Source organism: Kitasatospora griseola, assembly GCF_014648555.1.
GTDB classification, from domain to species: Bacteria; Actinomycetota; Actinomycetes; order Streptomycetales; family Streptomycetaceae; genus Kitasatospora; species Kitasatospora griseola.
In genome coordinates, this window is the sequence record NZ_BMRI01000030.1 from 11,252 (window position 1) to 37,890 (window position 26,639).

The 26,639-nt window shown below is 73.4% G+C and carries 27 protein-coding genes and 3 pseudogenes; 7 read left to right on the top strand and 23 right to left on the bottom strand.

Going from position 1 to position 26,639, the window contains the following annotated elements; genetic code table 11:
- The coding region (locus tag IEZ12_RS39290) for an alcohol dehydrogenase catalytic domain-containing protein (protein ID WP_229848183.1) at positions 1–314 on the bottom strand (314 nt) is incomplete at its 3' end.
- Positions 315–429: 115 nt separating this feature from the next.
- Here IEZ12_RS39290 and IEZ12_RS28275 point away from each other — a divergent pair.
- Positions 430–1,356 carry a GlxA family transcriptional regulator gene (locus tag IEZ12_RS28275; RefSeq protein WP_229848210.1) on the top strand — a complete coding sequence of 309 codons (927 nt, stop codon included), beginning with the start codon at positions 430–432 and terminating at the stop codon, positions 1,354–1,356.
- A gap of 12 nt (positions 1,357–1,368) precedes the next feature.
- Here the strand turns inward: IEZ12_RS28275 and IEZ12_RS28280 are convergent, their stop codons facing one another.
- On the bottom strand, positions 1,369–2,181 hold the full coding sequence (locus IEZ12_RS28280) for a hypothetical protein (RefSeq protein ID WP_229848185.1): 813 nt from the start codon (positions 2,179–2,181) through the stop codon (positions 1,369–1,371).
- Between the two features lie 11 nt (positions 2,182–2,192).
- A complete protein-coding gene (locus tag IEZ12_RS28285) occupies positions 2,193–2,852 on the bottom strand; it encodes a papain-like cysteine protease family protein (RefSeq protein WP_229848187.1) in 660 nt (219 codons plus the stop codon).
- Positions 2,853–3,089: 237 nt separating this feature from the next.
- On the opposite strand from IEZ12_RS28285, the pseudogene IEZ12_RS28290 reads away from it, so the two are divergent.
- A pseudogene (locus IEZ12_RS28290) lies at positions 3,090–4,018 on the top strand (hypothetical protein).
- Positions 4,019–4,027: 9 nt separating this feature from the next.
- Here the strand turns inward: IEZ12_RS28290 and IEZ12_RS28295 are convergent.
- Positions 4,028–4,792: an SDR family NAD(P)-dependent oxidoreductase gene (locus IEZ12_RS28295; RefSeq protein ID WP_189275847.1), complete on the bottom strand. Its 765-nt coding sequence runs from the start codon at positions 4,790–4,792 to the stop codon at positions 4,028–4,030.
- A gap of 35 nt (positions 4,793–4,827) precedes the next feature.
- Positions 4,828–5,529, bottom strand: a complete 702-nt coding sequence (locus tag IEZ12_RS28300; RefSeq protein WP_189275849.1) for a DUF4386 domain-containing protein — start codon at positions 5,527–5,529, stop codon at positions 4,828–4,830.
- 95 nt (positions 5,530–5,624) lie between these two features.
- On the opposite strand from IEZ12_RS28300, the gene IEZ12_RS28305 reads away from it, so the two are divergent.
- A complete protein-coding gene (locus IEZ12_RS28305) occupies positions 5,625–6,167 on the top strand; it encodes a MarR family winged helix-turn-helix transcriptional regulator (protein ID WP_229848189.1) in 543 nt (180 codons plus the stop codon).
- Between the two features lie 120 nt (positions 6,168–6,287).
- Here IEZ12_RS28305 and IEZ12_RS28310 read toward each other — a convergent pair whose 3' ends face one another.
- Both IEZ12_RS28310 and IEZ12_RS28315 read right to left on the bottom strand, forming a co-directional pair.
- The gene (locus IEZ12_RS28310) at positions 6,288–7,139 is read right to left on the bottom strand and encodes a GNAT family N-acetyltransferase (RefSeq protein ID WP_189275851.1); all 852 of its coding nucleotides are present in this window, start codon (positions 7,137–7,139) and stop codon (positions 6,288–6,290) included.
- Positions 7,140–7,205: 66 nt separating this feature from the next.
- The gene (locus IEZ12_RS28315) at positions 7,206–9,239 is read right to left on the bottom strand and encodes a thioredoxin domain-containing protein (RefSeq protein ID WP_189275853.1); all 2,034 of its coding nucleotides are present in this window, start codon (positions 9,237–9,239) and stop codon (positions 7,206–7,208) included.
- Positions 9,240–9,326: 87 nt separating this feature from the next.
- Here IEZ12_RS28315 and IEZ12_RS28320 point away from each other — a divergent pair.
- Together IEZ12_RS28320 and IEZ12_RS28325 are read left to right on the top strand one after the other, a co-directional pair.
- A pseudogene (locus IEZ12_RS28320) lies at positions 9,327–9,701 on the top strand (hypothetical protein); the annotation flags it as partial.
- A gap of 178 nt (positions 9,702–9,879) precedes the next feature.
- Complete coding sequence (locus tag IEZ12_RS28325; protein WP_189275855.1) at positions 9,880–10,446, top strand: Uma2 family endonuclease; 567 nt, start codon at positions 9,880–9,882, stop codon at positions 10,444–10,446.
- A 155-nt stretch (positions 10,447–10,601) separates the two neighbouring features.
- On the opposite strand, the pseudogene IEZ12_RS40180 reads toward IEZ12_RS28325, so the two are convergent.
- The 8 genes and pseudogenes from IEZ12_RS40180 to IEZ12_RS28365 all read right to left on the bottom strand — a co-directional run.
- Positions 10,602–10,682, bottom strand: a pseudogene (locus tag IEZ12_RS40180) (DUF255 domain-containing protein); the annotation flags it as partial.
- 34 nt (positions 10,683–10,716) lie between these two features.
- The gene (locus IEZ12_RS28335) at positions 10,717–12,150 is read right to left on the bottom strand and encodes a DHA2 family efflux MFS transporter permease subunit (protein ID WP_189275857.1); all 1,434 of its coding nucleotides are present in this window, start codon (positions 12,148–12,150) and stop codon (positions 10,717–10,719) included.
- A 34-nt stretch (positions 12,151–12,184) separates the two neighbouring features.
- Positions 12,185–12,973 carry an HAD family hydrolase gene (locus IEZ12_RS28340; protein WP_189275859.1) on the bottom strand — a complete coding sequence of 263 codons (789 nt, stop codon included), beginning with the start codon at positions 12,971–12,973 and terminating at the stop codon, positions 12,185–12,187.
- Positions 12,964–14,163, bottom strand: a complete 1,200-nt coding sequence (locus IEZ12_RS28345) for a cytochrome P450 (RefSeq protein ID WP_189275861.1) — start codon at positions 14,161–14,163, stop codon at positions 12,964–12,966. Before IEZ12_RS28345 ends, IEZ12_RS28340 begins: the two co-directional genes overlap by 10 nt.
- Before the next feature lie 52 nt (positions 14,164–14,215).
- On the bottom strand, positions 14,216–15,700 hold the full coding sequence (locus tag IEZ12_RS28350; protein ID WP_189275863.1) for an MmgE/PrpD family protein: 1,485 nt from the start codon (positions 15,698–15,700) through the stop codon (positions 14,216–14,218).
- Between the two features lie 16 nt (positions 15,701–15,716).
- Entirely contained in the window at positions 15,717–15,983 is a 267-nt protein-coding gene (locus IEZ12_RS28355) for a hypothetical protein (RefSeq protein WP_043915828.1), read from the bottom strand.
- Between the two features lie 25 nt (positions 15,984–16,008).
- On the bottom strand, positions 16,009–17,802 hold the full coding sequence (locus IEZ12_RS28360; RefSeq protein ID WP_043915827.1) for a carbamoyltransferase family protein: 1,794 nt from the start codon (positions 17,800–17,802) through the stop codon (positions 16,009–16,011).
- A 104-nt stretch (positions 17,803–17,906) separates the two neighbouring features.
- Positions 17,907–18,581, bottom strand: a complete 675-nt coding sequence (locus IEZ12_RS28365; RefSeq protein WP_189275865.1) for an SGNH/GDSL hydrolase family protein — start codon at positions 18,579–18,581, stop codon at positions 17,907–17,909.
- 182 nt (positions 18,582–18,763) lie between these two features.
- On the opposite strand from IEZ12_RS28365, the gene IEZ12_RS28370 reads away from it, so the two are divergent.
- Both IEZ12_RS28370 and IEZ12_RS28375 read left to right on the top strand, forming a co-directional pair.
- A complete protein-coding gene (locus IEZ12_RS28370) occupies positions 18,764–20,203 on the top strand; it encodes a DNA-3-methyladenine glycosylase 2 family protein (RefSeq protein ID WP_189275867.1) in 1,440 nt (479 codons plus the stop codon).
- 146 nt (positions 20,204–20,349) lie between these two features.
- Positions 20,350–20,838, top strand: a complete 489-nt coding sequence (locus IEZ12_RS28375; RefSeq protein WP_373295540.1) for a methylated-DNA--[protein]-cysteine S-methyltransferase — start codon at positions 20,350–20,352, stop codon at positions 20,836–20,838.
- On the opposite strand, the gene IEZ12_RS28380 is transcribed toward IEZ12_RS28375, so the two are convergent.
- The 8 genes from IEZ12_RS28380 to IEZ12_RS28415 form a co-directional block, all read right to left on the bottom strand.
- Positions 20,832–21,026, bottom strand: a complete 195-nt coding sequence (locus tag IEZ12_RS28380) for a hypothetical protein (protein WP_189275869.1) — start codon at positions 21,024–21,026, stop codon at positions 20,832–20,834. The genes IEZ12_RS28375 and IEZ12_RS28380 overlap by 7 nt on opposite strands.
- Complete coding sequence (locus tag IEZ12_RS28385; RefSeq protein ID WP_189275871.1) at positions 21,019–22,254, bottom strand: beta-ketoacyl-[acyl-carrier-protein] synthase family protein; 1,236 nt, start codon at positions 22,252–22,254, stop codon at positions 21,019–21,021. Before IEZ12_RS28385 ends, IEZ12_RS28380 begins: the two co-directional genes overlap by 8 nt.
- Entirely contained in the window at positions 22,251–22,493 is a 243-nt protein-coding gene (locus IEZ12_RS28390; RefSeq protein WP_043915822.1) for an acyl carrier protein, read from the bottom strand. The genes IEZ12_RS28385 and IEZ12_RS28390 overlap by 4 nt, the downstream gene beginning before the upstream one ends.
- 82 nt (positions 22,494–22,575) lie before the next feature.
- Positions 22,576–23,577: a beta-ketoacyl-ACP synthase III gene (locus IEZ12_RS28395; protein ID WP_043915821.1), complete on the bottom strand. Its 1,002-nt coding sequence runs from the start codon at positions 23,575–23,577 to the stop codon at positions 22,576–22,578.
- Positions 23,574–24,647: a fatty acid desaturase family protein gene (locus tag IEZ12_RS28400; protein WP_189275873.1), complete on the bottom strand. Its 1,074-nt coding sequence runs from the start codon at positions 24,645–24,647 to the stop codon at positions 23,574–23,576. The genes IEZ12_RS28395 and IEZ12_RS28400 overlap by 4 nt, the downstream gene beginning before the upstream one ends.
- Entirely contained in the window at positions 24,644–25,606 is a 963-nt protein-coding gene (locus IEZ12_RS28405; RefSeq protein WP_229848192.1) for a VlmB-like protein, read from the bottom strand. The genes IEZ12_RS28400 and IEZ12_RS28405 overlap by 4 nt, the downstream gene beginning before the upstream one ends.
- Entirely contained in the window at positions 25,606–26,160 is a 555-nt protein-coding gene (locus tag IEZ12_RS28410) for a flavin reductase family protein (RefSeq protein WP_189275876.1), read from the bottom strand. The genes IEZ12_RS28405 and IEZ12_RS28410 overlap by 1 nt, the downstream gene beginning before the upstream one ends.
- Positions 26,157–26,639: a hypothetical protein gene (locus tag IEZ12_RS28415; protein WP_189275878.1), complete on the bottom strand. Its 483-nt coding sequence runs from the start codon at positions 26,637–26,639 to the stop codon at positions 26,157–26,159. Before IEZ12_RS28415 ends, IEZ12_RS28410 begins: the two co-directional genes overlap by 4 nt.

Below are 26,639 nucleotides of genomic sequence, written 5' to 3' on the forward strand. Positions count from 1 at the left end.
TAGTCGGCGTGGGAGCCGACGCCGTGCGGGTAGGGCAGCATGCCGAAGACCTCGTCGCCGGGCTCGAACAGGGTGACGCCGAAGCCGACCGCCTCCACCGTGCCGGCCACGTCCCAGCCGAGCACGAACGGGGGCTCGCCGAGGAACAGTCCGCTCGCCCGGTGCTTCCAGTCCGTCGGGTTCAGGCCGGCCGCCCGGACCTTCACCAGGATCTCGCTCGTGCCGGGCGCGGGGCGCGGGAGTTCCACCACCTGCAGGACTTCGGGGCCGCCCAGGACGTCCTGGCTGATCGCTCGCATCGTGTTCGTCGTCATGCCTCCAGCCTGGCCCGCCCGGGACGCCCGCGGGAGTGGCATGATGGTCACCATCCGATGGGATCCTGCCAGGAGGGCCGAGGTGCCGAACCCCGCGAAGACGCCGCCGCACCGGATCGCGGTACTCGCCCTGGAGGGCGTGTACCCGTTCGAACTCGGCATCCCCAGGCGGGTGTTCGCCGCCGCCGGGGACCGCTACGAGCTGGCCACCTGCACCGTCGACGGCCAGCCGGTGCGCTCCGACGCGGACTTCACCGTCGCCGTCGCGCACGGCCCGGAGCTGCTCCGCATGGCCGACAGCGTGGTCATCCCGCCCTTCGACCTGGCGCTCGCCACCGGCGCGCCCGACCCGGCCGTGGCCGAGGCGCTGGCGATGATCCGGCCCGGCACCCGGCTGATCTCGATCTGCACCGGCGCGTTCGTCCTGGCCGCCGCCGGTCTGCTGGACGACCGGCCCGCCACCACCCACTGGGCGCTCGCCGACCGGTTCCGCGAGCTCTTCCCCAAGGTGCGGCTCGACCCGGACGTGCTGTTCGTCGACGACGGCGACATCCTCACCTCGGCCGGCGCCGCCTCCGGCGTCGACCTGTGCCTGCACGTGCTCCGGAACGACCACGGCGCGGCCGTCGCCAACCACGCCGCCCGACTGGCCGTCGTCCCGCCGTGGCGCGACGGCGGCCAGGCCCAGTACATCGAGCAGCCCGTCCCCGCGGCCGGCGCGACCGGCACCGCCGCCACCCGCGAGTGGGCGCTGGCCCGGCTGCACCGGCCGCTGACCCTCGCCGAACTCGCCGGGCACGCCGCGATGAGCAGCCGCACCTTCGCCCGCCGCTTCCACGACGAGACGGGCCAGAGCCCCGGCCGCTGGCTCACCCAGCAGCGCGTCGCCCTGGCCCGTCACCTGCTCGAAGCCACCGACCTGACGGTCGACCAGATCGCCGGCCGGGTCGGCTTCGCCAACGCGGTGTCGCTGCGCCAGCACCTGCACTCGGCGATCGGCGTCTCGCCGCTCGCCTACCGGAGGACGTTCGCCGGGGCTTAGGCCCTGTCCGGCTCAGGCCTTCCGGCGCCGGCTGCGCACCCCGATCACCGCGCCTGCCACGGCAGTTGCGCCCAGCGCGGCGCCCGCGGTGAACAGCGGCGCGGCGCTGCGGGATTCGGCCGGGTCGGCCTGGAAGCCGCCCGCCTTGCCGGCGGTGTCGTACCCGGAGCCGGGCAGCTTGTCGCCGTACCGCTGGTGGACCAGCTGCTGGTAGGCGGCGACGGTGACGCCGTGCGCGCCGACCGAGCGGCGGGCGGTGTCGTCGAGCGGCAGGACCCGGCCGTCCTTGAGCTCGTACCAGGCGCCGAGCTGCGGTTCGCGGAAGGCGGTGCCGCCGTCGGCGGCGGCCCGGGCCGCGTAGTCGGTCTCGTCGCTGCCGGAGGCGATGTTGACCACCCGCCAACTGCCGTTCTGCTGTGCCGTCCAGACCGAGGCGCTCTGTCCGTCGGCGGCGACGGCCTTGGTGGCGGTGAACTCGACGGTGGCGACCGGCGCGCCGGGCCGGCCGGCCACGAACCCGGCGTCGAGGGTGCGGACCGGCACCGTGTCGCCGCTGAGCCGGGGTGCGGCCGCCTTCGCCGCCTGCGCCTCGTCGCTCGGGCCGATCGCGAGCGGCTGGGTCGGCGGCACTCCCCTGCGGGCGAAGAAGTGCCCCAACTGGTCGAGCACGGCAGGGTTCTGGGCGGTGGCCCGGGCAGCGGCGAGGTCGCCTGCTCCGGCCGGCTGGTCGGTGGCCTGCGCCTGCGGGGCGGCGGCGAGGCCGAGGGCGGTGGCCGCGGCGAGGGCGGCTGCGACGCGGGCGAGTCGGACGCGGTGGCTGCTCATGACGGGGCTCCTCACGCGCCGATCCGGTACAGGGAGTGGGTCCAGGAGAACGACCCGTTGCTCACGTAGTAGTTGTAGTCGCCCCAGTTGTAGCGGTAGTTGGACGGCCACGGGTCGCCCCAGTACAGCCAGTTGTTGCCGCTGTCGTAGCCGTACAGCACGTTCATGTGGCCGCCGCCGGAGCTCCACTGGATCCGGGTCTCCACCGGCCGGCCGGCGTCGATCTCGCCCTGCACGGTGGCGTACCGCAGGTAGCCGCTGACGTACGAGCCCGGGTTGATGCCGAACGCGTACAGCGCGTTCTGCACCTCGGCCAGGCTGGCCTGGCTGTTCGGGCAGGTGGAGTTGGCGGAGCGGCCGAACGCGGCGTTGCAGAACTGGTTCTGGCTGTAGCTGTAGCCGTAGTACGCGGCGATGGTGTTGCCGCTCGCCGCCCAGCACCAGTTGCTCTGCTGCTGGGCCTGCATGGTCAGGTTGAGGGTCCGCGCGGTGCCGGCCAGGGCCGGGGCCTGCGGCTTCACGGCGGCGGGCGGTATCGCGGCGGGGGTGGCGGCGGCAGGGGTGGTGGCGGCCGCGGCGGGGGTGGTGACGGCCGTGCTCAGGACCGGGGCGAGGACGCCCAGGGCGAGGGCGGCGACCGTCCGACGCAACCGCATCGGGGTGGGTGACATGGGGGGTGTCCTCCTGGCAGAGGAGTGGGTGTGGGGGGCGGCGTCCGGACGCGCTGCCGATGAGCATCCGGCCGTTGACGCCGGGCGGTCAACGGCCGTGCCGGGCCCCGGAGTCCGGGTGTGAACGGCCCCCGCCGAGGTGTGAACGCGACCTCGCTGGGCAGCGCGAATATCGACCGGGGCGGTGACAGGCCGTCCACAAGGTGTGAATATTCACGCTCAGTTGAGGAGGTGGCCTTGCAGCCGACCGCACCGCCCGAGCTGGCCCTCGCCCTGCGCACCGGACCGTTCCACCTCGCCCTGCGGGCCGCCATCGCCGCCCGCGGCCTGGCGCTCCACCGACTGCGCCAACGCCTCGCGCAGCGCGGCGTCCAGGTCGGCGTCACCAGCCTCAGCTACTGGCAGCAGGGCCGGCGCCGCCCCGAACGGGCCGAGTCGCTGCGCGCCGTCGCCGTGCTCGAAGAGGTGCTGGAGCTGCCCGAGCACTCGCTCACCCGGCTGCTCGGCCCCCGCCGCAGCACCCCCGACCCGGCCGCGCCACCGGTCCGCCCCTACCGGGATCTGATCACCCCCGCCGAGGCGGTGGACGGCCTGCTCGCCGTCCTCTCCGGCCCGCCCGACACCGGCCTGCACACCGTCACCCACATCGAACGGATCCGGGTCGGCGCGGACCGGCGGCTGCAGCGCCGCGACTCCCAGCACGTGCTGCGCGCCCACCGCGACGGCATCGACCGCTACCTGGCGATCTACCAGGGCGACCCCGGCTGCGACATCGAGCGGGTCCGGGTCCGGGCCGAGGAGAACTGCCGGCCCGGCCGGATCCGCCGCGACCCGGCCGCGCACCTGCTGGTCGCCGAACTCCTGCTGGACCGCCGCCTGCGCACCGGCGACACCCACCTGCTGGGCTACGGCTTCGACGAATCGCCGTCGCCGCAGCCCAGCCGCGAGTACGTGCGCGGCTTCAACGCGGGCGCCGGGCAGTACGTGCTCCAGGTGACCTTCGACCCGGCCGCCCTGCCCGTCCGCTGCGACCGCTTCACCGTCCGCACTCCCGGACAATCCCCCCGGGAGACCGAGGAGTTGACGCTCGACGGCACCACTGCGCACACCTGGTGGCCGAGGGCCTGCCGCCCTGCCTGCTCGGGCTGCGCTGGGACTGGGAGTGAGAGCGCTCGCTAGTTGGTGATGCGGCCGCCGGCCACGTCGACCGTCAGGCCGGTCAGCCAGCCCGCGCCGTCGGAGGACAGGAACAGCGCGGCCTCCGCCACGTCCGCCGGGGTGCCGAGCCGGCCCAGCGGGTGGGTGGCCGCGACCTTGGCCTGCACCTCGGCGGGCATCCGGGCCTGCACCTTCTCGGTCAGGATCGCCGACGGGGCCAGGCAGTTGACCCGGATGCCGTGCGGCCCCAGCTCGGTGGCCAGGTGCCTGGTCAGCATCACCACGCCCGCGTTGGCCACCCCGTACGCCAGGTTGGCGCCGCTGGGCTGCCGGCCGGCCGCCGAGGACATCGTCAGGATGCTGCCGGAGCCGCACTCCAGCATGCCCGGCAGGAAGGCCTGCACGGTGAGGAACACCGAGGTCAGGTCGGAGTCCAGCACCTCGCGCCAGCGCTGCTCGGACAGCTCCGCCGTCGGCACCGGGAAGCCCTGGCCGCCGGCGAACGCCGCCAGCACGTCCACCGCGCCGAACCGCTCCGTCACCGACCGGCGCACGCCGGCCAGCGCCCGGGCGTCCGTCACGTCGGCGACGGCGGCCGTCGCCTCGCCGCCCGCGCCGGCGATCTCCCCGACCACCGCCGCCAGCGCCGCCTCGTCCCGGCCGACCACGCACACCGACGCGCCCTGCGCGGCGAACGCCCGCGCGGTGTGCGCGCCGATCCCGCGCGAACCGCCGGTGACCACCACCGTCCGGCCCGCCAGCGACCCGTACGTTCCGGTCATCTCGCTCAACTCCCCTGTGTCTGCGCTTCGTTCGGTCAGTGTTCGGTGCTGCGGCGGCGGGTCTTCGGCAGCAGGGCGGCCACGAACAGCAGCCACACCAGGCCGCCGAACCGGACCACCGGCAGCAGGTACATGAAGCCGTCCGCCACCAGGGCGAACAGCGCGAGCATCCCGACGGCGGCCACCGCCAGGCCGGCCCAGGTCGCCGCGCGGGGCAGCAGGTCGGCGAGCATCGCCGACACCGAGACGCCCGCCGCCAGCAGGCCGAAGCCGGCCGCGAACGCGGGTCCGCCGGCCAGGAACGACACGTCCGCCAGCGCCCGGCCCAGCGCCGGCGGCGCGTCGGCCGACAGCCGGCCGCCCGCCCACCCGGCGGCCGCGCTCAGCACCAGCGCAGACGCCGCGACCACGCCGCCGACCAGCGTGATCGCCGAGCCCGGCGCGGTGATCCCGAGCGCCCGCAGCCGCCGGTAGAGCAGCGCCGCGCACAGCGCCAGCGGCACCGCCGCGGCGAGCAGCAGCAGCGCCCCGAGCCGGGCCGCCCCGCCGTGCTCCTGCGCGTACCGCACCACTTCGGCGCCGGTGGCGTCCGGGTGCGGGGTGGCGCGGTTGACCACGGTGTAGGCGATCGTCAGCGCGGTGACCGAGACGGTCGGGGCGAGCAGCGGCGGGCCGGTCTGCGGGCGGCTCTTCGACCGGCCGGCGGGAGCCGGGCGGGGCGGGGCGGTGGTGCTCATGGTTCCTCCCATGACGTCCGTGGACACGCATCCATCGATACACTCGGAATAATGATTACATCGTGGAACGATTGTCAAACGGGTACGATGTCGGCATGAGCATGGATCGAGAGGCGGATCAGCCGGACCACCCGGACCAGCCGGATCGGCACGGCGGCGGACCGCAGGGGCCGCCCGGCCCGGGCGGCGGTGCGGCGTTCCTGCTGGCACAGCTCGGCGCGCACGCCGCCGAGCGGTTCGCGCAGCGGATCGCCGAGCTCGACCTCACCCCCGCGCAGGCCGGCCTGCTCCGGCTGCTGGTGCAGAACCCCGGCCGCAGCCAGCGCGAACTCGCCGACGCGCTCGGCATGCCGCCCAGCCGCTTCGTCCCGTTCGCCGACGGCCTGGAGCAGCGCGGCCTGATCGAGCGCCGCCGCAACGCGGAGGACCGCCGGCTGTACGCCCTGCACCTCACCGACCGGGGCCTGGCCCTGCTGGGCCGGCTGCGCGACACCGCCATGGCTCACGAACAGGACGTCACCCAGGCCCTCGCGCCCGAGGAGCACGCCCAGCTGATCGCGCTGCTCGGCCGGATCGCCGCCCAGCAGCAGCTCACCCCCGGCGTCCACCCGGGCTACCGCACCCTGCGCCCTCGCTGAGGCCCGAGCCCCGCGCCCTCGCCGAGGCCCGCGCCCTGCATCCTGCGTCCCCGCCGAGGCCGGCGCCCGGGCATGCGAAAGGGCCCCGGGGGGTTCTGCCCGGGGCCCTTTCGTGGCGTGCTACTCGAAGGCGACCTCGGCCGCGTCGTTGACCGGCCGGTAGCCGAGCCGCTGGTAGATCGCGTTGCTGACCGGGTTGGACAGGTCGGTGTAGAGCAGCACCTCGTCCGCGCCGCGCGACTGCGCGTGCACGGTGGCGGCGGCCGTCAGCGCGCTGGCGTAGCCGTGGCCGCGGTCGGCGGGCGGGGTGTAGACGGGGCCTATCCGGGACATCCCGGCGACGGCGGGGCTGGCCCCGGCGAGCGCGACCACCCGCCGGCCGTCGGTCTCCCAGAGCAGCAGGGTCTCGGCGGCGATCCGCTGGTCGGCGTCGGCGAACGGATCGGCGGGCGCCCGGAGTTCGGCCTCGACGCAGAAGTCCGCCAGCCACTGGGCGACGGTCTCCCGGTCGGCGGGCGCGGCGAGCCTGGCGCGACCGGCGGGCGGGGCCGGCGGAGGCGTCAACTCGCCGAGCCGGAACAGTCGTTCGGTGTGATCCAGGCGCCAGGTGATGCCGGTGCTCCGGTGCCACTCGGCGGCGAAGGCCAGGGCGGTGCCGTGCTCGCCGCCCACCGCGTCGGGGCGCTCACCGTCGGCGGCGAGCCGCCGGGCCAGTTCCTCGGCGGCGACCGCCGGCATCCGGCCGAGCCGCTGCCCGTACGGCGGGGTGCGCAGGCAGGCGCCGGCGACGGCGCCGTCCGGGCCGTGCCACCAGCCGAAGACCGGCGACCGGTCGCCGTAGACGTGCAGGCCGTCCCGGGTGAGGCGGTCGAGGATGGTGAGCAGCACGGTGTTCTCGGCGGGGTCGGCCGCGAGGAACTCCCCGGCTGCGGTGCGGAAGTCGTCCAGTGACGTGGTGAGTGTCCAGCCCATGGCGCATCCTCCCCCACCGGCGGCGCCGTCGACCAGTGGTTTCCGGTCGACGGCGCCGCTCCTCCGTCAGTGCGCGCGCAGGCGCTCCGCCAGCTCGGCGACGTCCGCGGTGGGCCGCTCGCAGGTGAAGTGCCGGCAGACGTACGCGGCGGGCTTCCCGTCCAGCAGCGGACGGTCGGCGAGCAGCGGCACCTCGGTGTCGCCGACCTCGCCGACCGCGACCGCCACGCCGGGGGCGGTCGACCGCAGCGCGGCCAGGTGCAGCGCGGCCCGCCCGGCGTCGCCGGCCGGGCCGACCACCGCGACCTCGCGCGGCCCGTCGAGCAGCGCCTCCGCGACTGCCAGTCCCCAGCCGGTGAACCGCGGCGCGCGGGCGCCGAGCGTCGTGACGATGCCGAGCGCCCGCTCCGCGGCGGTGCGGTGACGCGCGGAGCCGGTGTACGCGGCGTACGTGAGCAGCGCCCCGGCGGCGGCCGTCCACCCGGACGGGGCGGCGTTGTCGGTGGGGTCCTGCGGGCGGCGGATCAGCTGCTCGGCGTCGTCGGCGGTGTCGTACAGCGCGCCGGACTTCTCGTCCGTGAAGTGCAGCAGCACCAGGTCGAGCAGCTCCCCGGCGAGTTGCAGCCAGGACGCCTCGCCGCCGACCGCGTACAGCGCGAGGAAGCCCTCCGCGGTGTCCGCGTAGTCCTCCAGCACGCCCGCGTTCGCGCCCGCGACGCCGTCCCGCGAGGTGCGCAGCAGCCGGCCCTCGGCCGTCAGGTGGACGGCGATCAGCAGGTCGGCGGCCCGCTCGGCGGCCTCCACCAGGTCGGGGCGCTCCAGCAGCGCGCCCGCCTCGGCCAGGGCGGCGATCGCCAGGCCGTTCCAGGCCGCGACCACCTTGTCGTCCCGCGCCGGGGCGGGGCGCTTCGCCCGGGCCTCGAACAGCTTCTCCCGGATCTCCCGGTACCTGGCCGACTCCTCCGGGTCGCGCGGGAGCTGCAGCACCGAACTGCCGTGCTCGAAGGTGCCGGTGACGTCGAACAGCTCCACCGCGAGGGCGGCGTCCGCCTCCCCCAGCACCTCCGTCAGCTGCTCGGGCGTCCACGCGTAGTACGCGCCCTCGGCCGTCCTCCCGGTCGCCGCGTCCAGCGAGTCGGCGTCCAGCGCGGACGCGAACCCGCCCTGCTCGGTGCGCAGTTCGCGCAGCAGGAAGTCGGCGGTCTCCAGCGTGACCCGGCGGGCCTGCTCATCGCCGGTGGCCCGCCACAGGTGCAGGTACACCCGCAGCAGCAGCGCGTTGTCGTAGAGCATCTTCTCGAAGTGCGGCACCGTCCAGGTGCCGTCCACCGCGTACCGGGCGAAGCCGCCGCCCAGCTGGTCGTAGATCCCGCCGCGCGCCATCGCCTCGCAGGTCCGCTGCACCATCTCCAGCGCGGCCTCCGAACCCGTCCGGGCGTGGTGCCGCAGCAGGAACTCCAGCACCATCGACGGCGGGAACTTCGGCGCCCTGCCGAACCCGCCCCGCCGCTCGTCGAACGACCGCGTCAACTCGACGACCGCGCCGTGCAGTTCACTCTCCCCGGGCGGCTGCCCGATGCCGCTGCCCACCGCGTACACCGAGGCCCGCTCCGCGAGATCCTTGCCGATCCGCGCCGCCACCTCCCCGACCTCGGCCCGCCGCCCCGTCCACGCCTTGTCCACGCCCTCCAGCACCTGCCGGAACGACGGCATCCCGCGCCGCGGCTCGGGCGGGAAGTACGTCCCGAAGTAGAACGGCTCCTTCTCCGGCGTCAGGAACACCGTCATCGGCCACCCACCCTGCCCCGTGGCCGCCTGCACCGCCTCCATGTACACCGCGTCGACGTCCGGCCGCTCCTCCCGGTCGACCTTCACCGCCACGAACCGCTCGTTCAGGAACCCGGCCGTCGCCTCGTCCTCGAACGACTCATGGGCCATCACATGACACCAGTGGCACGCTGCGTAACCGACCGACAGGAGAACGGGCACGCCGCGCCGTTCCGCTTCCTCGAACGCCTCGGGGCCCCAGGGCCACCAGTCGACCGGGTTGTCAGCGTGCTGCAGCAAGTACGGCGAGGTCGCGCCCGCGAGACGATTCACGCCGCCACCCTACTCGTGGCAGGCATCGGGACATCCGTCGAAACAACGGCCCGATGAGCCCGAGTCGCGGTGCCACCCCGAACAGATGTTTCCCGGCTGCTGCTCTCCGTCCCCGCGATCTGCCTGGTCCTGGGTTGGACCTACCTGGTCAATGACGAGAAGATCTCGGCGATCGGCTGCTACGTCCGCGACCGACTGGGACCGCGCCTGGGGGAACTCGCCTCCGCCCACGGCACGGTGTTCGGCTGGGAGGTCTACCACCGCAACGTTGCGGGCCGCACCATGCGCAAGCGGCTTCAGACCATGGTGGACCTGTTCACGTACCTGGTCCTGCCCATGGTCTGCACGACCGCGTTCTGGTGCTCTTCCACTGTTCAGCCCCTGCTCGTGCTCACTTCTCTCGTACAGACGCTCGCCCTGGCCGTACTGGCCTGGCAGTTCCTGCGCCGTGCGGAGCGGTAGCACCAGCCCCGCCGGACCCGCTCTCCACACGCGTACGACGCCTCAGGTGCACAAAGACGTGGGCCGGACTCCGCCCCTCAGGCACCGGAGAACACCACGTAGCACCACGACCCAGCGACCGAACAGTACGCTGGGCCCAGCAGCACCGAGCCCGTCGAACCCCCGAGGAGGTGCGGCGATGACCGCCGAGATGGTCGCTCCTGAGTGGATGCACCAGCAGATCACCGCGGACGAGTACGACTCCTGGTCCGCGGAGCAGTGCGCGGGTATCGAGATTGTGGACGGCATGGTCGTCGTGAGCCCGAGTGCGTCCAAGCAGCACAACCGCCTGGCCCGGATCCTGGCGAACGCCCTGGATGCAGCCGCAGGTCCGGACTGGAACGCCGACACGGACTTCGACGTCCGGTTGCAGGACGTGCCCCTCACCAACCGGCGGCCCGACGTCGTGGTCTACCGGGCTGAGACCATCGACGTCACGCCCACCCGCCCGGAGCACGTTCTCCTGGTCGTCGAGGTCGTGTCACCGGGCTCGGAGACCACCGACCGCATCGTGAAGGTGGATCAGTACGCCCAGGCTGGCATCGCTTTCTACTGGCGGATCGAGCAGGCCGCCAACGGCGTTCCCCTCATCTACACCTACATCCTCGACCCTGCGAGCCGGTCCTACCGCGACGCCGACATGTTCACCGGCACGGTCCGGACCGCCGCTCCGTTCGCGGTCGAGATCGACCTCAACACGATCTGATCCGCACTCAGGACAGCTATACGGCCTGGCTTCGGGCAAGGCTGCCGGCCGGTCCTCGGCCAGGCGTCCACCTCCCCACACAATCACTCACCATTCATGTCGATTCCGGCACTCACTGGAAACGCCCCAGGCCGGAACTACCCGGTTGTACACATTCACTGGCCCCAGTGGCACGCCGCGCAGCCGACTGACAGGAGAACGGGCGCACCGCGCCGTTCCGCCTCCGCGAACGCCTCGGGGCCCCAGCGTTCGCGGGGGCGGGCCGGGCGGTCAGCGTTGGGCGGGCTGGGGCTCGGTCGGGGTTTCGGCGGGGGTGGTCGGGGCGGGCTTGTGGTGGTGGAGGGAGAGACCGAGGCCGATCAGGGCGGTGATCGCCATCATGGCGCAGCAGAACAGGACGACGTGGGCGTAGGGGGCGGCGGCGCCGGGGGTCGCGGGGGCGAGGATGGCGGCCAGGGCGGCGATGCCGAGGGCGCCGCCGATCTGACGGACCGCCATGTTGAGTCCGGTGGCGCCGGCGAACCGGGCGGGTTCGACGGAGAGGGCCGCGGCGCTGGAGACGCCGGTGCTGACGGCGCCCATGCCGAGGCCGGCGAGCAGGCCGACCGGGAGCCACATGGTCCACAGCTGGGGGTGCGGGGAGAGGGCCAGGGCCAGCCAGAGGGCGGCGGCCACCACCGCGAGGGCGCCCAGGGACACCACGATCCGCGGGTTGCGCCGGCTCAGCGTCCGGCCGACGACACCGGCCACGATCGCCGAGAGGATCGCGCCCGGGCTCATCGACAGGCCCGCCGCGATCCGCGAGTAGTGCCAGACGTCGACCAGGAAGAGCGCGCCGATCAGCATCCAGGCGTACAGCGCGGCGCCGAAGAAGAGCGAGACGAGGTTGGCCAGCGCGAAGGTCCGGTTCTTCCAGAGCCCGGTCTCCACGGCGGGGGCCGGGTGGCGGCGGGAGCGGAGCAGGGCGAGGCCCAGCAGGACGGCCCCGGCCAGCAGGCTGCCGAGCACCCGGAGGTCTCCCCAGTGCCAGGTCGGGCCCTCCGTGACGCCGAGGACGAGCAGGAACACGCCGGTGGCCAGCAGCAGGGTGCCGAGCGCGTCGGGGATCCGGCCGGTGGACCTCGACTTCGGCACCACCCGGATGCCCACCAGCAGCGCGATGCCGATCGGCACGTTGATGAAGAAGACCGACCGCCACCCGACGCTGTCGATCAGGATCCCGCCGAGGCTGGGCCCGGCGGCCGCGGCCGCCGACGCGGCGGCGGCCCAGATCCCGATGGCGCCGGCCCGGCGGGCGGGCGGGGTGTCGACCAGGACGACCGCGAGCGAGGCCGGGATCATGGCCGCCGCGCCGAGGCCCTGGAGTGCGCGGGCGCCCAGCAGCACCGGCAGGTCGGGGGCGACCGCGCACAGCAGCGACATGACGGTGAAGACGCCCATGCCGGCCGTGTAGAGCGCCCGCCGCCCGATCACGTCCGCGAGTCGGCCGGCCGGTGCGAGGAAGGCCGCGAAGACGATGGCGTAGAGCGAGATGACCCAGGTGAGGTCCGTCGCGGAGGCCGTGGGGTAGCTGACGTGCATGTCCGTCACGGCCAGATTGGCGACGGTGGCGTCGAGGATGGAGAGGAAGATCGCGCCGGACGCCAGGGTCACCACCACCGGGAAACCGGGCTGTCCGGAAGGAGCCGCCGAATTCGTGGTCATGTGTTCAATTACTCCTTGAGGGCGGGCACTTCGATCAACCTTGGCAGGTTCGCGGCCCCCCCGCTGGCGGGATTCGGCCGCAGTCTTCAGCCCTGCCGACCGGGTCCGAATCTCGCTGATCGGGTCGGCCGGAGGCCACGCCCGGCAGCCGGGGCCAGGCGGCCGCGTCCGGGGCGTCCCGCAGCGTCGGGTCGTCCCCCACCACCACCGGGTGGCCGACGGCCCGCAGCATGGGCAGGTCCGAGCCGTGGTCGCCGTAGGCGTGGCAGTCGGCCCGGCGGATGCCGCGCTCCCGGGTGAACCTCAGGACCGCGTCCGCCTTGTCCGGGCCGATCATCGCCCTGACCAGGCCGCCGGTGTACCGGCCCTCGGCCTCCTCCGGCTCCGCGCAGATCACCGCGGTCGCGCCCAGGAGTTCGGCGAGCGGGTGCAGGCAGGGCGGGAGGGAGCCGGAGACCAGGACGGTGGGGCGACCGCTGTCCGCGTGCTCCCGGAAGGCCCGGAGGGTCTGCGGCAGGAAGAGGCGGTCGCCCACCAGCTCGGAGGCGAACCAGTCGCGGCCCTGTTCGGCGACCTCCTTGACGTCGCTGCCCGCGAAGTGCCGGTAGTAGGCCTGTGACACTTCGGCCCTGGGCACGCCCCGGGCCGCCAGCGCGCGGAGCTCCGCGACCGCGTCGGCGAACGCCGAGGAGGGCCGTCCCGATGCCGCGAAGTGGTGGCGCAGGAAGCGGGGCATGCTCTGGATCGCGATCAGGGTCTCGTCCACGTCGAAGAACGCGGCCCCGGCCGGGGCGGGGGTCCTCGCCGCCCCGGTCACCCCCATGCGACGGGCAGCTCCTCCCAGCCGCCCAGCGCCGCGAAGTCCTTCCAGCGGAGCTCGTGCGGGCAGACCGCCAGCCGCAGCGTCGGGAACCGCTCGAACAGGGCCCGCAGGCTGATCTCCAGTTCGGCCTTGGCCAGACCGGCGCCGATGCAGAAGTGCGGGCCCGCGCCGAACGCGATCTGCGTCCGCTCGGGGCGCCGGATGTCGCAGCGGTCCGGGTCGGGGTGGACGGCGCCGTCGCGGCTGGCGGTGCCGACCGAGGCGAGCACCGCGGAGCCCGCCGGGATGACCCGGCCCCCGAGTTCGACGTCGGTGGTGGCGATCCGGATGGAGGTGCCGCCGCCGGGGCCGTTGAGCCGGATCAGCTCCTCGACGGCGCCGGGGTAGAGCTCCGGGTCGGCCCGCAGCATGGCGAGCTGCTCGGGTTCGGACAGCAGGGTCGCCGTGCCGCCGCACAGCACCGTGACCGTGGTGTCGTGGCCGGCCAGCAGCAGCAGGACGCCGATCCCGATGATCTCGGCCTCGGAGGGCGCGCCCTCCTCGTCGTGGATCTGCACCAGGGCGCTGATCAGGTCGTCGCCGGGTTCGGCCCGCTTCTGCTTCACCAGGCCGGCGAAGTAGGCCCGCATCTCGTCGTTGGCCCGGACGATCTCCGCCGCGGAGTACTTGGTGAGCGACATGAAGTGGTCGCTCCAGGACCCGAACTTCGGGTGGTCCTCGAACGGCACGCCGAGCGCCCGGCAGACCACCCGCAGCGCCAGCGGGCGGGCGTACACGTCGGCGAGGTCGACCGGGCCGGTCATCGTCCCCATCGCGTCCAGGAGTTCGTCGGCCACCTGCCGGATGTACGGGCGCAGGCCCTCCACCCGCTTGTTCGAGAAGGCCCGGTTGGCGAGCCTGCGCAGGGCGCTGTGGCGCGGCGGGTCCATGTTGAGCAGGCTGTCCGGGTCCGGTTCGACGACCTGGGCGCGGGCGGTGCCCGGGGCGAACAGCGCCTCCCGGCTGAACCGCCGGTCGGACAGCACCGTCCGGACGTCCTCGTACCGGGTCACGAACCAGGCGGCGTCCCCGGTGGCCAGGGTGATCGGGCAGACCGGCTCCTCGGCGAGCGCCTGGGCGTACTCCTCGGGCGGCCTGGTCGGGTCCTTGCGCTTCACCGGGTAGGAGAACCGCGGGGCGTCGTTCGGCACGGTGCGCAACCTCTCTGCTCAGTCGTCTTCCGGTACGGGTGAAAGGGCGGGTTCACCGGCAGGACAGCGCGGCCCGCACCACGTCGTCGAGTTCCGTCGCGTCCAGCTCGGCGACGCGTTCCAGTGCGGCCGTCAGCTCCGGGGGGACGCCCGTCGCGGCGAGCTTGTCCCGGACGAGCGTCCGATGGGTCCTGCGGGTCTCCGGGCCGGCGGATCCGAGGGCGCTGTCACTGGCCGCGGTGAGGACGCGCCCGTCCCGCAGGGTGACGCGCAGCCGGGCGCCGATCGCCTTGTCGGCCTGTTCGAAGGTCTTGCTCGGCTCGTCCAGCGGGGTCGAGTCGGCGAGCGCCGGCCCGCCGGCGAAGGCGGCGAGCCAGTCCCGGGCCCGGTCGCCGGCCTGGCGCAGCGCCTCCCCGAGCGGGGCGGTGGCGGCCAGCAGGCGGCGGCTCAGCTGTTCGTCGTACTCCAGGCGGACCTTGGCGGCCAGCTCCCAGCGGACGGGGTCCGCGAGGGCCGGTTCGGCCAGGTCGCAGGGGCGGACGCTCCCGGTGACGAGGGTCGTCGCCACGTTGTAGCCGACGGACACGTTGAGCGCCATGATCGCCGACCGTTCCCGGTCGAGGTACGGGGCGCCTTCGCCGTCCATGTGGATGGTCAGCCGGGCGGCGGAGACGACGATCTCCTCGATGTCGGCCAGGTCCGCCGGCGACAGCTGCCCGTGCAGCCGCGCCGCGCAGTCGACGGCGGCGTCGACGTACGCGCCGGCCGGGTGCACCTTGACGGTCAGGCTGTCGGTGTGCCAGCGGCTGCCGAGGCCGAGCGTGACCACCTCCGGCGACGGCACCTGGGAGAACTTCGCCAGCAGGCCGCCGGGGTGTTCGAGGATGTCGGCGGCGCCGCCGATCCCGGCCGCCGCCGCGTCGCAGGCGTCCAGGGCGATCCGCACCGGCACCGCCGCCGAGAGCACCTTGGCGTCGCTGCCCAGGACGGCGCGCCGCAGCGGCCAGGGCGGCGCGGCCAGCGCCAGCCCCCACGTGTCGACCCACTGCCGGGCCGGCGCGCCCGTCACGTGCAGCCGGGCCGCGGCCGCGCCGATCAGCTGGGTGTACGAGGAGCCCTGGCCGCGCAGCGGGCCGAGGGCCGCCGCGGCGGTCACCCGGGCGGCGCACTCGCCGGAGGCGACCAGGGCGGCCAGCAGCTGCTGCCCGGTCAGTCGCCGCTCCTGCCGGTAGGCCAGCGGCACGTTGATCGACGAGTGGGTGACGTGGCCGACGTACAGGCTGTCCTCGAAGTAGAGGCAGGAGGACAGCCCGGCCAGGACGTACGCGGCCCGGCCGGGGTCGGCGGCGGTCGGCGGGCCGAACGCGTCGACCAGCTTCCGCCCGAGCGGGTGGCCGAGGCTCGCCCGGAGCACCGCGAGGTGGGACATGAACTGGCTGGTCGCCGCGCCGACGATCCGCTCCGGCAGGTCGGCGAACCGCAGCCCGGACGCCCAGTCGGCGAGCTCCCGGGTGAGCGAGGTCTCCGTTCGTGCCACGCGGTCACCTCCCGTCTCAGCCGACTCCACGTCGGCTCTCGTCGATGGAGCGGACGGCACAGGTGGCCGCCAGGACCGACGCCCGGGCGGACGCCAGCGCCTCGCGGGCCGATTCGAGTGCCTCGTCCGCGGGGGAAAGGCCGACCTGCTCCTTGGCCGACACGATCTGGAGCGCGCACTCGACCGCGGCGATGCTCGCCTCGTCGAGCGCCACGGCCCGGTCGGACGTACGAAGCAGCTCGGCGAGGGCCGCGTCGAGCATTCCGTGCACGGACGGGCTCATCACCCGGTCTCCTCTCCCGGCCCGCTCAGCGCTGCGGCGCCCGCTTGCCGACCAGGAAGCGTCCGAGGACCAGGTGGTCGATCTCGGTGCCGAGGAAGCACTGGATCGCGTCGGCCGGGGAGTTGACGATGGGCTCGCCCGCGACGTTGAACGAGGTGTTCAACAGGCAGGGCACGCCGGTCAGTTCGGTGAAGGTCCGGAGCAGTTCGGCCAGCAGCGGGTTCGACTCGTCGGTGATGGTCTGCACCCGGGAGGTGCCGTCGACGTGGCAGGCCCCGGGGATGGCCTCCTGGTGCTCCGGCTTCACCGGGAAGACGAAGGTCATGTACGGCGAGGAGCTCTTCTTGCCCATCTCGAAGACCTTCGGCGCCTCGTGCTCCAGGACGACCGGGGCGAACGGCCGGAACGGCTCCCGGTGCTTGACCCGGGTGTTGATGATGTCCTTGATGTCGGGGAAGCCGGGGTTGGCCAGGATGCTGCGGTTGCCGAGCGCCCGCGGGCCGTACTCCGTGCGGCCCTGGAACCAGCCGATGACGGTCTTCTCGCTCAGCAGCTTCGCGGTCTCCCGGGCGAGGTCCGCGGGGTCGAGCTCGGTCCACTCGACGTGCTCGGCCTGCTCGCGGAGCGCCGCGGTGATCGCGTCGTCGTCGTACGAGGGGCCCAGGTACGGCGTGGCGGGCGTCCGCCGCGGCCTGCGCTGCACGCCGTTGACGAAGGCCGCGGCGCCGATCGCGACGCCCGGGTCGCTGGCGCCGAAGCTGACCTGGATGTCGGTGAAGCCCGACTCCTCCAACAACTTGGTGTTGTTGACGCAGTTGAGCGCCAGCCCGCCCTCGAAGACCAGCCGCCGCAGGTCGGTGCGGGCCTGGAGCGCGCCGAGCTGGTGGGCGGTGACGACCTCGATCATCTCCTGGGCGTCCCGGGCCAGCCGGATCCGGAAGTCCAGCTCCTCGCGCTCGCCCTCACGGACGCCGTAGAGCTCGTCGAGCAGCCCGTAGTAGGCCCGGGTGCCGCTCGGCTCGTTGGCGAGGGCGAGCGCGTACCGGCCGTTCTCCTGCAGCTCGACGACGTGCTTCAGCAGCGGGTTGTCCGACCGCGGCCCGGTGAAGCCGGCCAGGCCCATCACCTTGTACTCGTCGTTGTTCGGCATGAACCCCAGGTAGCGGGTGATCTCGCCGAACAGCAGCGCCAGGGAGTGGGTGACGCCGACGACGGTGTTCTCGAAGACCTGGATCCGGCCGTCCCGCACCTCGCCCATGATGGACGAGAGCCGCTCTGCCCGGCCGTCGCTGATCAGGAAGGCGGTGTCCTCGCCGCCCGCCAGGTAGTGGCCGCACATCAGGTGGGCGAGGTGGTGCGGCACCAGGACGAGCTTGTCCGCCGGGATGTCGAGGCCGGTGCGCCGCCGGAGGTCGGCGAGGATCGCCTCCTTGCTCACCAGGCCGGTGTAGAGCTCGCCGAAGCGCCGCAGCCGGTCGAATTTCTGCTCGACCGTCAGGCCGGCCCCGCTGATGTCGCCGATCATGTCGGCGGTCAGTTCGGGCGAGAAGGCCCACGGGAAGGCGAAGAAATCGACGTCCTCCAGGGACTTTCCGGCGGTCTCCAGGCACCAGCGCACGGAATTCACCGGGAAGTCGGAGGTCTTCTTCTCCCGGTTGAGCCGCTCCTCCTCGACCGCGGCCACCAATTCGCCGTCCACGAACAGGGCAGCCGCCGCGTCGTGCCCCAGAATGCTGTGCCGGTCGATGCCGGTCGCCCCGTACAGCCGGCCAAACGTTTCAGCGCCGTCGGTAAAACCGTTGTACCCAATAACGATCACGGTGAGCTCCTCTGCCGACCATCACGGTCCCCGAGCGATGACTGCGCGGACCATGCTTCGGCGTCGGGCTGGCACGGCGCTGAAACGGGGCTGACACGGCCAGGTCAGCGCACCGGATTGCCGAGTCGATCGGCCAGCGCGCGGATCACCTCGGTGCCCAGCACCGCCTGCCCGCGGGCGTTGAGGTGGACGCCGTCGCCGGACCAGATCGAGGCCTCCCGGGACGTCGGGTGGCTCTGCATGTCCAGGTACACGGCCTTCAGGCGCTCCGACACGGCTTGCATGCGCACCGAGATCGCCGCCAGCCGCTCGCGCGCCACCTCGCGGTACCGCGGGTCGAAGTGCGGGTTGCCGACGATGTCGAAGAAACCCGAGGTCACCAGCGTCGCGCCGGTGGCGCCGAGCGGCTCGAACAGCGCCGTCAGCTGCTCCTCGACGGCGTCCGGGTCGAACTCCCGGCGGAACGCGTCGTTGCCGCCGCAGAACGCCACCACCAGGTCGGGCTCGAAGTCCAGGGCCGCCTGCAGCTGGCTCTCCCGGACCTCCGCGGTGAGCAGGTTGCGCCGGCCGAGGTTGACGTGGACCAGCTCCGGCCGGACCGTGCGCAGCGCCGGCACCACCAGGTCGTGCCAGGCGCCCAGCCCGTAGCCGGCGTACGGCTCGGTGACGCCCTCGGCGACGCTGTCGCCCACGATCGCCAGGCGGGTCCACGGCGCTCCGGTCAACAGGCGTCCGCCTTCGGTCGGGGAGAGCACATAGGGGTCGGTCGACTCGGACATCGTCGTGGTCCCTTCCTCGATATGAATGGCCTGGAGATCGCCGACTCACTGTCGCAGCAGGACAGCGACCGGGCTGGCGGGTTTCGGCCGTGTTCGTCCGCCGGGCGGCCGGGGCGGGCGTCCCCGCCGTCCATGACCGAAAACTGCCAGCCTCCGGCCACCGGGTGGGCCACGATGGAGAGATGATTGACGACGAGAAGCGCTACCAGGCGATGCGCAGCAAGGACAGCCGTTTCGACGGCTGGTTCTTCGTCGCTGTGCGGACCACTGGTATCTACTGTCGTCCGAGTTGCCCGGCGGTCACCCCGAAGCGGGAGAACGTCCGGTTCTACTCGTCGGCGGCGGCCGCGCAGACCGCCGGCTTCCGCGCCTGCAAGCGGTGCCGCCCCGACGCCACCCCCGGCTCCCCCGAGTGGAACGTGCGCGCGGACGTCGTCGGACGGGCCATGCGGCTGATCTCCGACGGCGCCGTCGACCGCGGCGGGGTGTCCGGCCTGGCCGGTGAACTGGGGTACAGCGTCCGGCAGTTGCACCGCCTGCTGACCGAGGAGATGGGCGCCGGTCCGCTGGCCCTGGCGCGCGCCCAGCGCGCCCACACCACCCGCGTCCTGCTGGAGATGACGGACCTTCCGATGGCCGAGGTCGCGTTCGCGGCCGGCTTCTCCAGCGTGCGGCAGTTCAACGACACCATCCGGCAGGTCTTCGCCCGGACGCCCTCGGAGCTCCGGTCGCGGGCCAGCAGCCTGGGCGGCTCCGACGTGGTCGGCACGATCCGGCTGCGGCTCCCGTTCCGGCCGCCGCTCGACCACGCCCGGCTGTTCGGGTTCCTCGCCGCCCGGGCGGTGCCCGGGGTCGAGGAGTTCACCGGCGGCGCGTACCGGCGGGTGCTGTCGCTCCCCCGTTCCACCGCGGTCGTCGAGCTGTCCCCCAGCGACGGGCAGCCCTTCCTGTGGGCCCGGCTGTGGCTGGACGACCTGCGCGACCTCGGCGCCGCCGTCCAGCGCTGCCGGCGGCTGCTCGACCTGGACGCGGACCCGCAGGCGGTCGTCGAGACGCTGAGCGGCTGCGCGTTACTGGGGCCCCGGGTCGCCGGGTCGCCGGGGCTGCGCTCACCCGGCGCCGTGGACGCGGCGGAGCTCGCCGTCCGGGCGCTGCTCGGCCAGCAGGTCTCGGTGGCGAGCGCCCGGACCTCGGCCGGCCGGCTCACCGCCCGGTACGGCAAGCCGCTGACCGCCCCGAACGGCGGGCTCACCCACGCCTTCCCCACCCCGGAGGCGCTGGCCGCCGCCGACCCCGCCGACCTGCCCATGCCGCAGGCCCTGCACGGCCTGGCCGAGGCGCTCGCCTCCGGGCGGCTGACGATCGGCCCCGGGACGGACCGGGAGGAGAACGAGGAGCACCTGCTGACGCTGCCCGGGATCGCGCCCCGGACGGCCGGCTACATCCGGATGCGGGCCCTCGGCGACCCGGACGTCTTCCTGCCCACCGACCTGGGCATCCGGCGGGCGCTGGAGCGGCTCGGCCAGCCCGGCGACCCGCACCACGCGCTGGCGCTGGCCCGGCGCTGGCGCCCGTGGCGCTCCTACGCCCTGCACCACCTGTGGTCCGTACTCACCCCCTGACCGAACCGATTCCAGCCGTTTCCCCGAAGGACGTTTGCTCCGTGCCGCACGCACCCGACGACCCCACCGGCCCGCAGGCCCAGGACACCCTGTTCGCGCTCCCGGCGGAGCCCCCGTCCGTCCCGCCGACGGAGTTCGCCGAGCCGCTGGACGGCCCGGTCCGGTACACGCTGAGCCCGTCGCCCGTCGAGGACCTGCTCCTCGTGGGCGACGGGCGCTCGATCCTCGGCATCTACATGACGGAGCAGCTGTACGGCCCGACGATCGGGCCGGACTGGGTGCGGGACCCGGGGCTGTTCAAGGAGGCCGAGCGTCAGCTGGACGCGTACTTCGCGCTGGAACTGCGCGTCTTCGACCTCCCGCTCGCTCCCCGGGGCACCGCGTTCCAGCGCACCGTGTGGCGGGAGCTCACCTGCGTGCCGTACGGCGTCACCACCTCCTACGGGGCCATCGCGGCGGATCTGGGCCGGCCGTCGGCGGCCCGGGCCGTCGGCATGGCGAACGGACGGAACCCGGTGGGGATCGTGATCCCGTGCCACCGGGTGGTCGGCTCCGACGGGTCGTTGACCGGGTACGGCGGCGGCCTGCCCCGCAAGCGGCGGCTGCTCGACATGGAGCGCCGCAACCGTCACTGAACGGGTCTGCGCTCCTCGCCGGAGCGGCGCAGCGACCAGATCTCCTTTCCGGTGCGGATGTCGGGCGCGCCCGCGGGCGGGTCCTGGATCACCGTCAGCAGTTCGGGGTTGATCAGTCCGAGCAGTGCTTCCACGATGTGCGCCGGCCAGCCCTCCTCGTCGTCGGGTGCCGGCCCGGGTTCAGGCACGGCTGAGCAGGAGCACCGCATTCTGCCCGCCGAATCCGAAGGAGTTGCTGACCGCCACCTCGACGGGGGCGGTGCGTCCCGTCCCGGCCACCACGTCGATCTCGATCTTCGGGTCCTGGCGTTCCAGGTTGGCCGTCGGCGGGATGAAGCCGTGTTCCAGGGTCAGTGCCGTGGCGACCGCCTCGATCGCGCCGGCCGCGCCGAGCGCGTGCCCGACCACGCCCTTGACGGAGGTGACGGCGGGGCGTTCGCCGAACACCCGGCGGATCAGCCGGGCCTCCGCGAGGTCGTTGAGCGGGGTGGACGTGCCGTGCGCGTTGACGTGGTCGACGTCGGCGGGGCCGAGCCCGGCGTCGGCGAGCGCCGCGCGCAGGGCCAGTTCCGCGCCCGCGCCCTCGGGGTCGGGCGCGGTCGCGTTGTGGGCGTCCGCCGAGGCCCCGTAGCCGCTGACCCTGGCCCGGATCCGCGCGCCGCGGGCCCGGGCGTCGGCCTCGCGCTCCAGCACCAGGACGGCGGCGCCCTCCGCGGGCACGAAGCCGTCCCGGTCGACGTCGAACGGGCGGGACGCCGCCTGCGGGTCGTCGCGCCCGGACAGCGCACCCATCTGGCTGAAGCCCGAGATGATCGAGGGGATCATGCAGGCCTCGGTCCCGCCGGTGATCACGATGTCGCAGGCGCCGGACCGCAGGAGTTCGCGCGCCGTGCCGATGGCGGTCGTGCCCGAGGCGCACGCGGTCGCGGTCACCAGGTTCGGGCCGCGCGCACCGCACTCCATGGCCACGTACCCGGCGGCCATGTTCACCGCCAGCATCGGGATCAGCAGCGAGGACACCTTGGTCGGCCCCTGCTCCAGCAGGACGTGGTGCTGCTTCTCCCAGGTCGCCGCGCCGCCGATCCCGCTGCCCAGGACGACGCCGACCCGGGCGCCGTCCCACCCGCTCGGGTCGAGGCCCGCGTCGGCGAGCGCCTCGGCGGCGGCGGCGACGGCGAACTGGCTGCACCGGTCGAGCCGCCAGGCCTTCCGGCGTCCCACCGCGCGGACCGGGTCGAAGTCCTCGACCGCGCAGCCGAACCGGGCCGGGAGGCCGGCGAGTTCGGGGACCGGCCCGGCCGCGGTGCGCCCGCCCTCGCAGAGCCGGTCCCAGGCGGCCTTCACGCCGGTCCCGGCCGCGGTCACCATGCCCACGCCGGTGACCGCGGCGTGGAACGGCTCGCGGTCGGTCGTCATCCGATGCTCACCGCCTTGGCGGCGATCGCCTCGGCGGCCTGGCCGATCGAGTCGGAGGAGCGGATGTCGTCGTCCTCGATCTTGACGCCGAACTCGTCCTGGGCGGCCAGGCCCAGCTCCACCAGGGCCAGCGAGTCCATCTCCAGTTCGTTGAAGGTGGTCTCCGTGGAGACCTCGTCCGGCTCGATGCCGAAGCCGCGGGTCAGCAGACCGACCAGGCGGTCGTAGACGTCGTTCATGAGCGGTCTCCTCTGTTTTCGGTGAGCGATGACGTGCAATGACGTGCGAGGACGTGCGATGAAGCGGCGTGCGGCGCGCGGATCAGATCGGCGTCACGTCGGGCCAGCGGACGGCGCAGGCCCCCCAGGTGATCCCGCCGCCGAAGGCGGTCATCACCACCCGGTCCCCGGGGCGCAGCCGGCCGCGCTCCACGGCGTCGGCCAGGGCGAGCGGGACGGCGGCCGCGGCGGTGTTGCCGACCCGGTCGAGGTGGACGGCGCAGCGCTCCCGCGGCAGCTTCATCCGGTCCGCGACGGCGTGCATGATCCGCAGGTTGGCCTGGTGCGGGACGAGCAGGTCCACCTCGTCCACGCTCCAGCCGGCCCGGTGGGCGACGTCCAGCGCGGAGGCCGCCATCCGTTCGACGGCGCTGCGGAAGACGGTCTTCCCGACCATCCGGAAGTACGGGTCGTAGCCGGGCCCGGTGCGGGCGGTGAACGGCTCCCGGGAGCCGCCCGACGGGACGGTGATCAGGTCGCTGCCCGTTCCGTCGCTGGCCAGGTCGAGCGGTCCGAGGGCGCCGGGCGCGTCCGGGTCGCCGGCGGTGAGCAGCACCGCCCCGGCGCCGTCGCCGAAGATCGCCCGGGTGGAGCGGTCCTGCGGGTCGAGGATGCTGGAGAACTTCTCCGCGCCGACGACCAGCACGGAGTCGACGGTTCCGGCGGCGATCAGGCCGCCGGCCACGCCGAGGCCGTACAGGAATCCGGTGCACACGGCGGCCACGTCGAACGCGGGCACGGTGCCGAGGTTCAGCCCGGTGGCGACCAGCGGCGCCGTGGCCGGGCACGGCCGGTCGGGCGTGGTGGTGGCGACCACCACGCAGTCCGCGCTCTCCCGGCCGGCCGACTTCAGGGCCCGGCGGCCGGCCTCGACGGCCAGGTCGGAGGTGGCCGTGCGGTCGTCGGCGGTGTGCCGCTGCCCGATGCCCGTACGGCTGCGGATCCAGGCGTCGTCGGTGTCCAGCTCCCGGGCGAGGTCGTCGTTGGTGACGATCCGGGGAGGCAGCCACGAGCCCAGGCCGCTGATGACCGCCGCCCTGGTCATCGGCCCGCCGCCGACACCAGCGAGGCGTCCTGCTGCTCCAGTTCCCGCACCTGGTCGCTGACGTCGCCGAGGTACTCGGAGACGTCGAGGTAGGACCTGAGCAGCCGGACCTCGACGTAGGGCAGGCCGTGGGTGAGGCAGTAGTCCTTCACCACCGGCTGCGCGCGGTGCAGGTTCCGGCGCGGCATGTTCGGAAAGAGGTGGTGCTCGATCTGGTAGTTGAGGCCGCCGTAGAAGAAGTGGGTGATCCGGCTGGGCAGCATGTTCCGGGAGGTGACGACCTGTCGGGTGATCCAGTCGAGCTCCTCCTTCTCGCCGTCGCGCACCGGCAGGCCCTTGTGGTTGGGCGCGAACAGCAGGCCCATGTAGAAGCCGAACAGCGCCTGGTGGACCACGATGAACGCGACGGCCTTGAGCGGGGAGAGCACCAGGAAGACCGCGGCCAGGTAGGCCGCCAGGTGGATCGACAGCATCAGCAGGTCGGCGCCCTTGTTGCGCTTGAGCGCGCCCCGCCTGGCCGCGACGTAGCCCGACAGGTGCAGGCGCAGGCCCTCCATCATGATCACCACGTAGAACATCCAGGACTGGTGGCGCACGATGAAGCGGCTCAGCGGAGTGGTCCGCTTGTGCCGGTCGCCGCTGTCGAAGATCACCTGGCGGCGCAGGATGTCGGGGTCGAGGGACAGGTGGTTGGGGAAATTGTGGTGCTTGGTGTGGTGGCCGACCCACCAGCCGAAGCTGACTCCGGTCAGCAGGTTGCCGTGGATGTAGCCGATCAGGTCGCTGGCCCGGCGGGTGCGGAAGATCTGCCGGTGGCCCGCGTCGTGCCCGACCAGGTCGGTCTGCGCGAAGCAGAAGGCGAGGAACGCCGCCACCACGAGCTGGAGCCAGCTGTCCCCGAGGAACGCGAAGGCCGTCCATCCGGCCGCGAGCAGGACCAGGTTGGAGACGATCTTGTAGACGAAGAACCACGGCTGGAGGTCCATCAGGCCGGCGTCCTTGACCACCTTGGTGATCTCGTCGTAGTTCGCCGTCGCCGCCTGCCCCCCGGCGCCGTCCAGCTGCGTCATATCGCCTCCTCCAGCCCCATGTAGGCCAGCCGGGCGCGCTGCATCCGGTCGGCCCAGGCCTGCCCGGTCGCCATCCGCTCCTCGGCCGTGGTGTCCACCAGCCGCCGCCCGGGCCAGACCTCGTAGTCGCCGAGCAGCTTCCCGTGCTCCTCGATGCCCTGCTGGAACAGCGACTCGCGCCGCTGGAGCATGTCGTGGGTGGGCAGCCGGCCCCACAGCCGGTAGCCCTCCTGGATCAGCTCCAGCACCCGCGGCTTGTCCTCCGGGTGCTTCAGCAGGTGGTCCCGGACGATGGCGCTGCCGACCGTGAGGTGGCGGATCTCGTCGATGCCGGCGCCGCGCTCGATGTCCGCGGCGGCCGGGTCGAACACCCGCCACTTGCGCTCGCTGAGCTCCGCGGACGGCGCCAGCACGCCCTCGACCAGGACGGTCAGCACCAGCACGCCGCCGATGAAGTCGCCCTCGTCGCGCAGCACCCGCAGGCCGAACTCCTCCAGCGGCACCAGCACGCCGTCCCGGTCGCGCTGCGCGAGCCGGTCGACGGACTGCCACAACTCGGCCTTCGGGATGCCGAGTTGCAGCAGGTGGCTGCGGAAGACCATGGCGTGCCTGGCCTCGTCGAGCAGCTGCGTGGAGTAGAACTCCAGGCAGTCGTTGTCGGGCGCCAGCGCGACCATGTACGCGATGGCGCGGGTGGCCTTCTCCTCCGCGATCGAGCGGAAGGCGAGCTCCATGGTGAGCGCGCTGTTGAGCGGGCCGGGCTCGCTGACCACCGACAGCGGGCGCACGTCGTCGGCGTGGCCGAGCACGTGACCGCGCAGGGTGCCCTGCGGGACGGCCGCCAGCCAGTACTTCAGGTCGGCGGAGGCCGGCGTCAGTTCGAGGTCAATGGCGCCGTCGACGAGCGACGGGGCCCGCTCCCAGTCCGCCTCTGCGGGAATGTTCTCGGACACGGTCATCAATCCCTCTCGGTGTGCAGGGTCGCTTCGGTCAGCCCGTGCAGGCCGCCTGCGTAGTTGAGCAAGGGGGCGCCGGCGCCGCGGACCGCCCGTTCCACCTGGGCCAGGACGAGTTCGTGGTCGCCCACCTCGACGGTTCCGCGGACCCGGCAGGTCAGCCAGCCGACCGCGCCGACCAGCACCGGGACCCCGTCCTCGGCCAGGTCCGACCAGGCCTCGCCCGCCAACTGGCCGACGCCCCGCGCGCGGTGGCGCCGAGCGAAGTGCCGTGCCAGGTCGGCCTGCCGGGCGCCGAGCGCGTTGACCACGAAGGTGCGGGTGCTCAGCAGCGCCTGCAGGCCGCGGCTGCCGCGCCGCAGCGCGACCGAGACCATCGGCGGCCGGCGGGACGCCAGGGTCAGGGTGCTGACCGTCACGCCCTCGACGTCCTGCGCGTCGCCGCAGGTCAGCACCGCGACGCCGGTGACGAACCGGTCGAGGATCAGCCGGTGGGCGCCGTCGGCCTCGTTCGGGCCCGCCGCGACGGACAGGTGCTGGGCGGTCGCCCCGGTCACCGGGCGCCCAGCGCCCGGGGCGGCAGCAGCTCGCCGGTGGAGGCCAGGTACTCGCTGGAGAACCGGCGGTAGGCCGGGTGGGCCTTCGGCTCGAAGTGCAGCCCGAACGGCTTGAGGAAGTTGCCGAAGATCGCGCGGTCCCCGAACAGGTGGATCGGCACGACCAGCAGGGCCCACTCCGCCCCGGCCAGCCAGATCCAGGCCAGCACGACCAGTCCCTGGGTGACCATGCTGTGCATGGCGTTGTAGAGGACGTAGTAGACCTTGGGGGTCGGGGCGTCCGGGTGCCGGTGGTAGCGGAGCGCGCCGGGCAGGTAGCCGATCACGTCGATGTACGCGAACAGCAGCACCGCCGGCAGCCAGCGGACCTCCCCGATGTGCGCGAAGAACAGCACCACGGACACCAGCAGTCCGAGCCCGTACTCGGCGCGCACCAGCCAGGCCGTGGCGCCGGTCATGAACAGGTTCTTCTGGTCCAT

Coding starts and splice junctions, on each gene's coding strand:
- IEZ12_RS28355 (WP_043915828.1), bottom strand. CDS start 15,983: ATGAGCCCGTCCGTGCACGGAATGCTCGACGCGGCCCTCGCCGAGCTG.
- IEZ12_RS28370 (WP_189275867.1), top strand. CDS start 18,764: ATGATTGACGACGAGAAGCGCTACCAGGCGATGCGCAGCAAGGACAGC.
- IEZ12_RS28335 (WP_189275857.1), bottom strand. CDS start 12,150: ATGACCACGAATTCGGCGGCTCCTTCCGGACAGCCCGGTTTCCCGGTG.
- IEZ12_RS28365 (WP_189275865.1), bottom strand. CDS start 18,581: ATGTCCGAGTCGACCGACCCCTATGTGCTCTCCCCGACCGAAGGCGGA.
- IEZ12_RS28395 (WP_043915821.1), bottom strand. CDS start 23,577: ATGACCAGGGCGGCGGTCATCAGCGGCCTGGGCTCGTGGCTGCCTCCC.
- IEZ12_RS28280 (WP_229848185.1), bottom strand. CDS start 2,181: ATGAGCAGCCACCGCGTCCGACTCGCCCGCGTCGCAGCCGCCCTCGCC.
- IEZ12_RS28325 (WP_189275855.1), top strand. CDS start 9,880: ATGACCGCCGAGATGGTCGCTCCTGAGTGGATGCACCAGCAGATCACC.
- IEZ12_RS28385 (WP_189275871.1), bottom strand. CDS start 22,254: ATGACGACCGACCGCGAGCCGTTCCACGCCGCGGTCACCGGCGTGGGC.
- IEZ12_RS28390 (WP_043915822.1), bottom strand. CDS start 22,493: ATGAACGACGTCTACGACCGCCTGGTCGGTCTGCTGACCCGCGGCTTC.
- IEZ12_RS28285 (WP_229848187.1), bottom strand. CDS start 2,852: ATGTCACCCACCCCGATGCGGTTGCGTCGGACGGTCGCCGCCCTCGCC.
- IEZ12_RS28340 (WP_189275859.1), bottom strand. CDS start 12,973: ATGGGGGTGACCGGGGCGGCGAGGACCCCCGCCCCGGCCGGGGCCGCG.
- IEZ12_RS28305 (WP_229848189.1), top strand. CDS start 5,625: ATGAGCATGGATCGAGAGGCGGATCAGCCGGACCACCCGGACCAGCCG.
- IEZ12_RS28310 (WP_189275851.1), bottom strand. CDS start 7,139: ATGGGCTGGACACTCACCACGTCACTGGACGACTTCCGCACCGCAGCC.
- IEZ12_RS28300 (WP_189275849.1), bottom strand. CDS start 5,529: ATGAGCACCACCGCCCCGCCCCGCCCGGCTCCCGCCGGCCGGTCGAAG.
- IEZ12_RS28415 (WP_189275878.1), bottom strand. CDS start 26,639: ATGGACCAGAAGAACCTGTTCATGACCGGCGCCACGGCCTGGCTGGTG.
- IEZ12_RS28400 (WP_189275873.1), bottom strand. CDS start 24,647: ATGACGCAGCTGGACGGCGCCGGGGGGCAGGCGGCGACGGCGAACTAC.
- IEZ12_RS28295 (WP_189275847.1), bottom strand. CDS start 4,792: ATGACCGGAACGTACGGGTCGCTGGCGGGCCGGACGGTGGTGGTCACC.
- IEZ12_RS28405 (WP_229848192.1), bottom strand. CDS start 25,606: ATGACCGTGTCCGAGAACATTCCCGCAGAGGCGGACTGGGAGCGGGCC.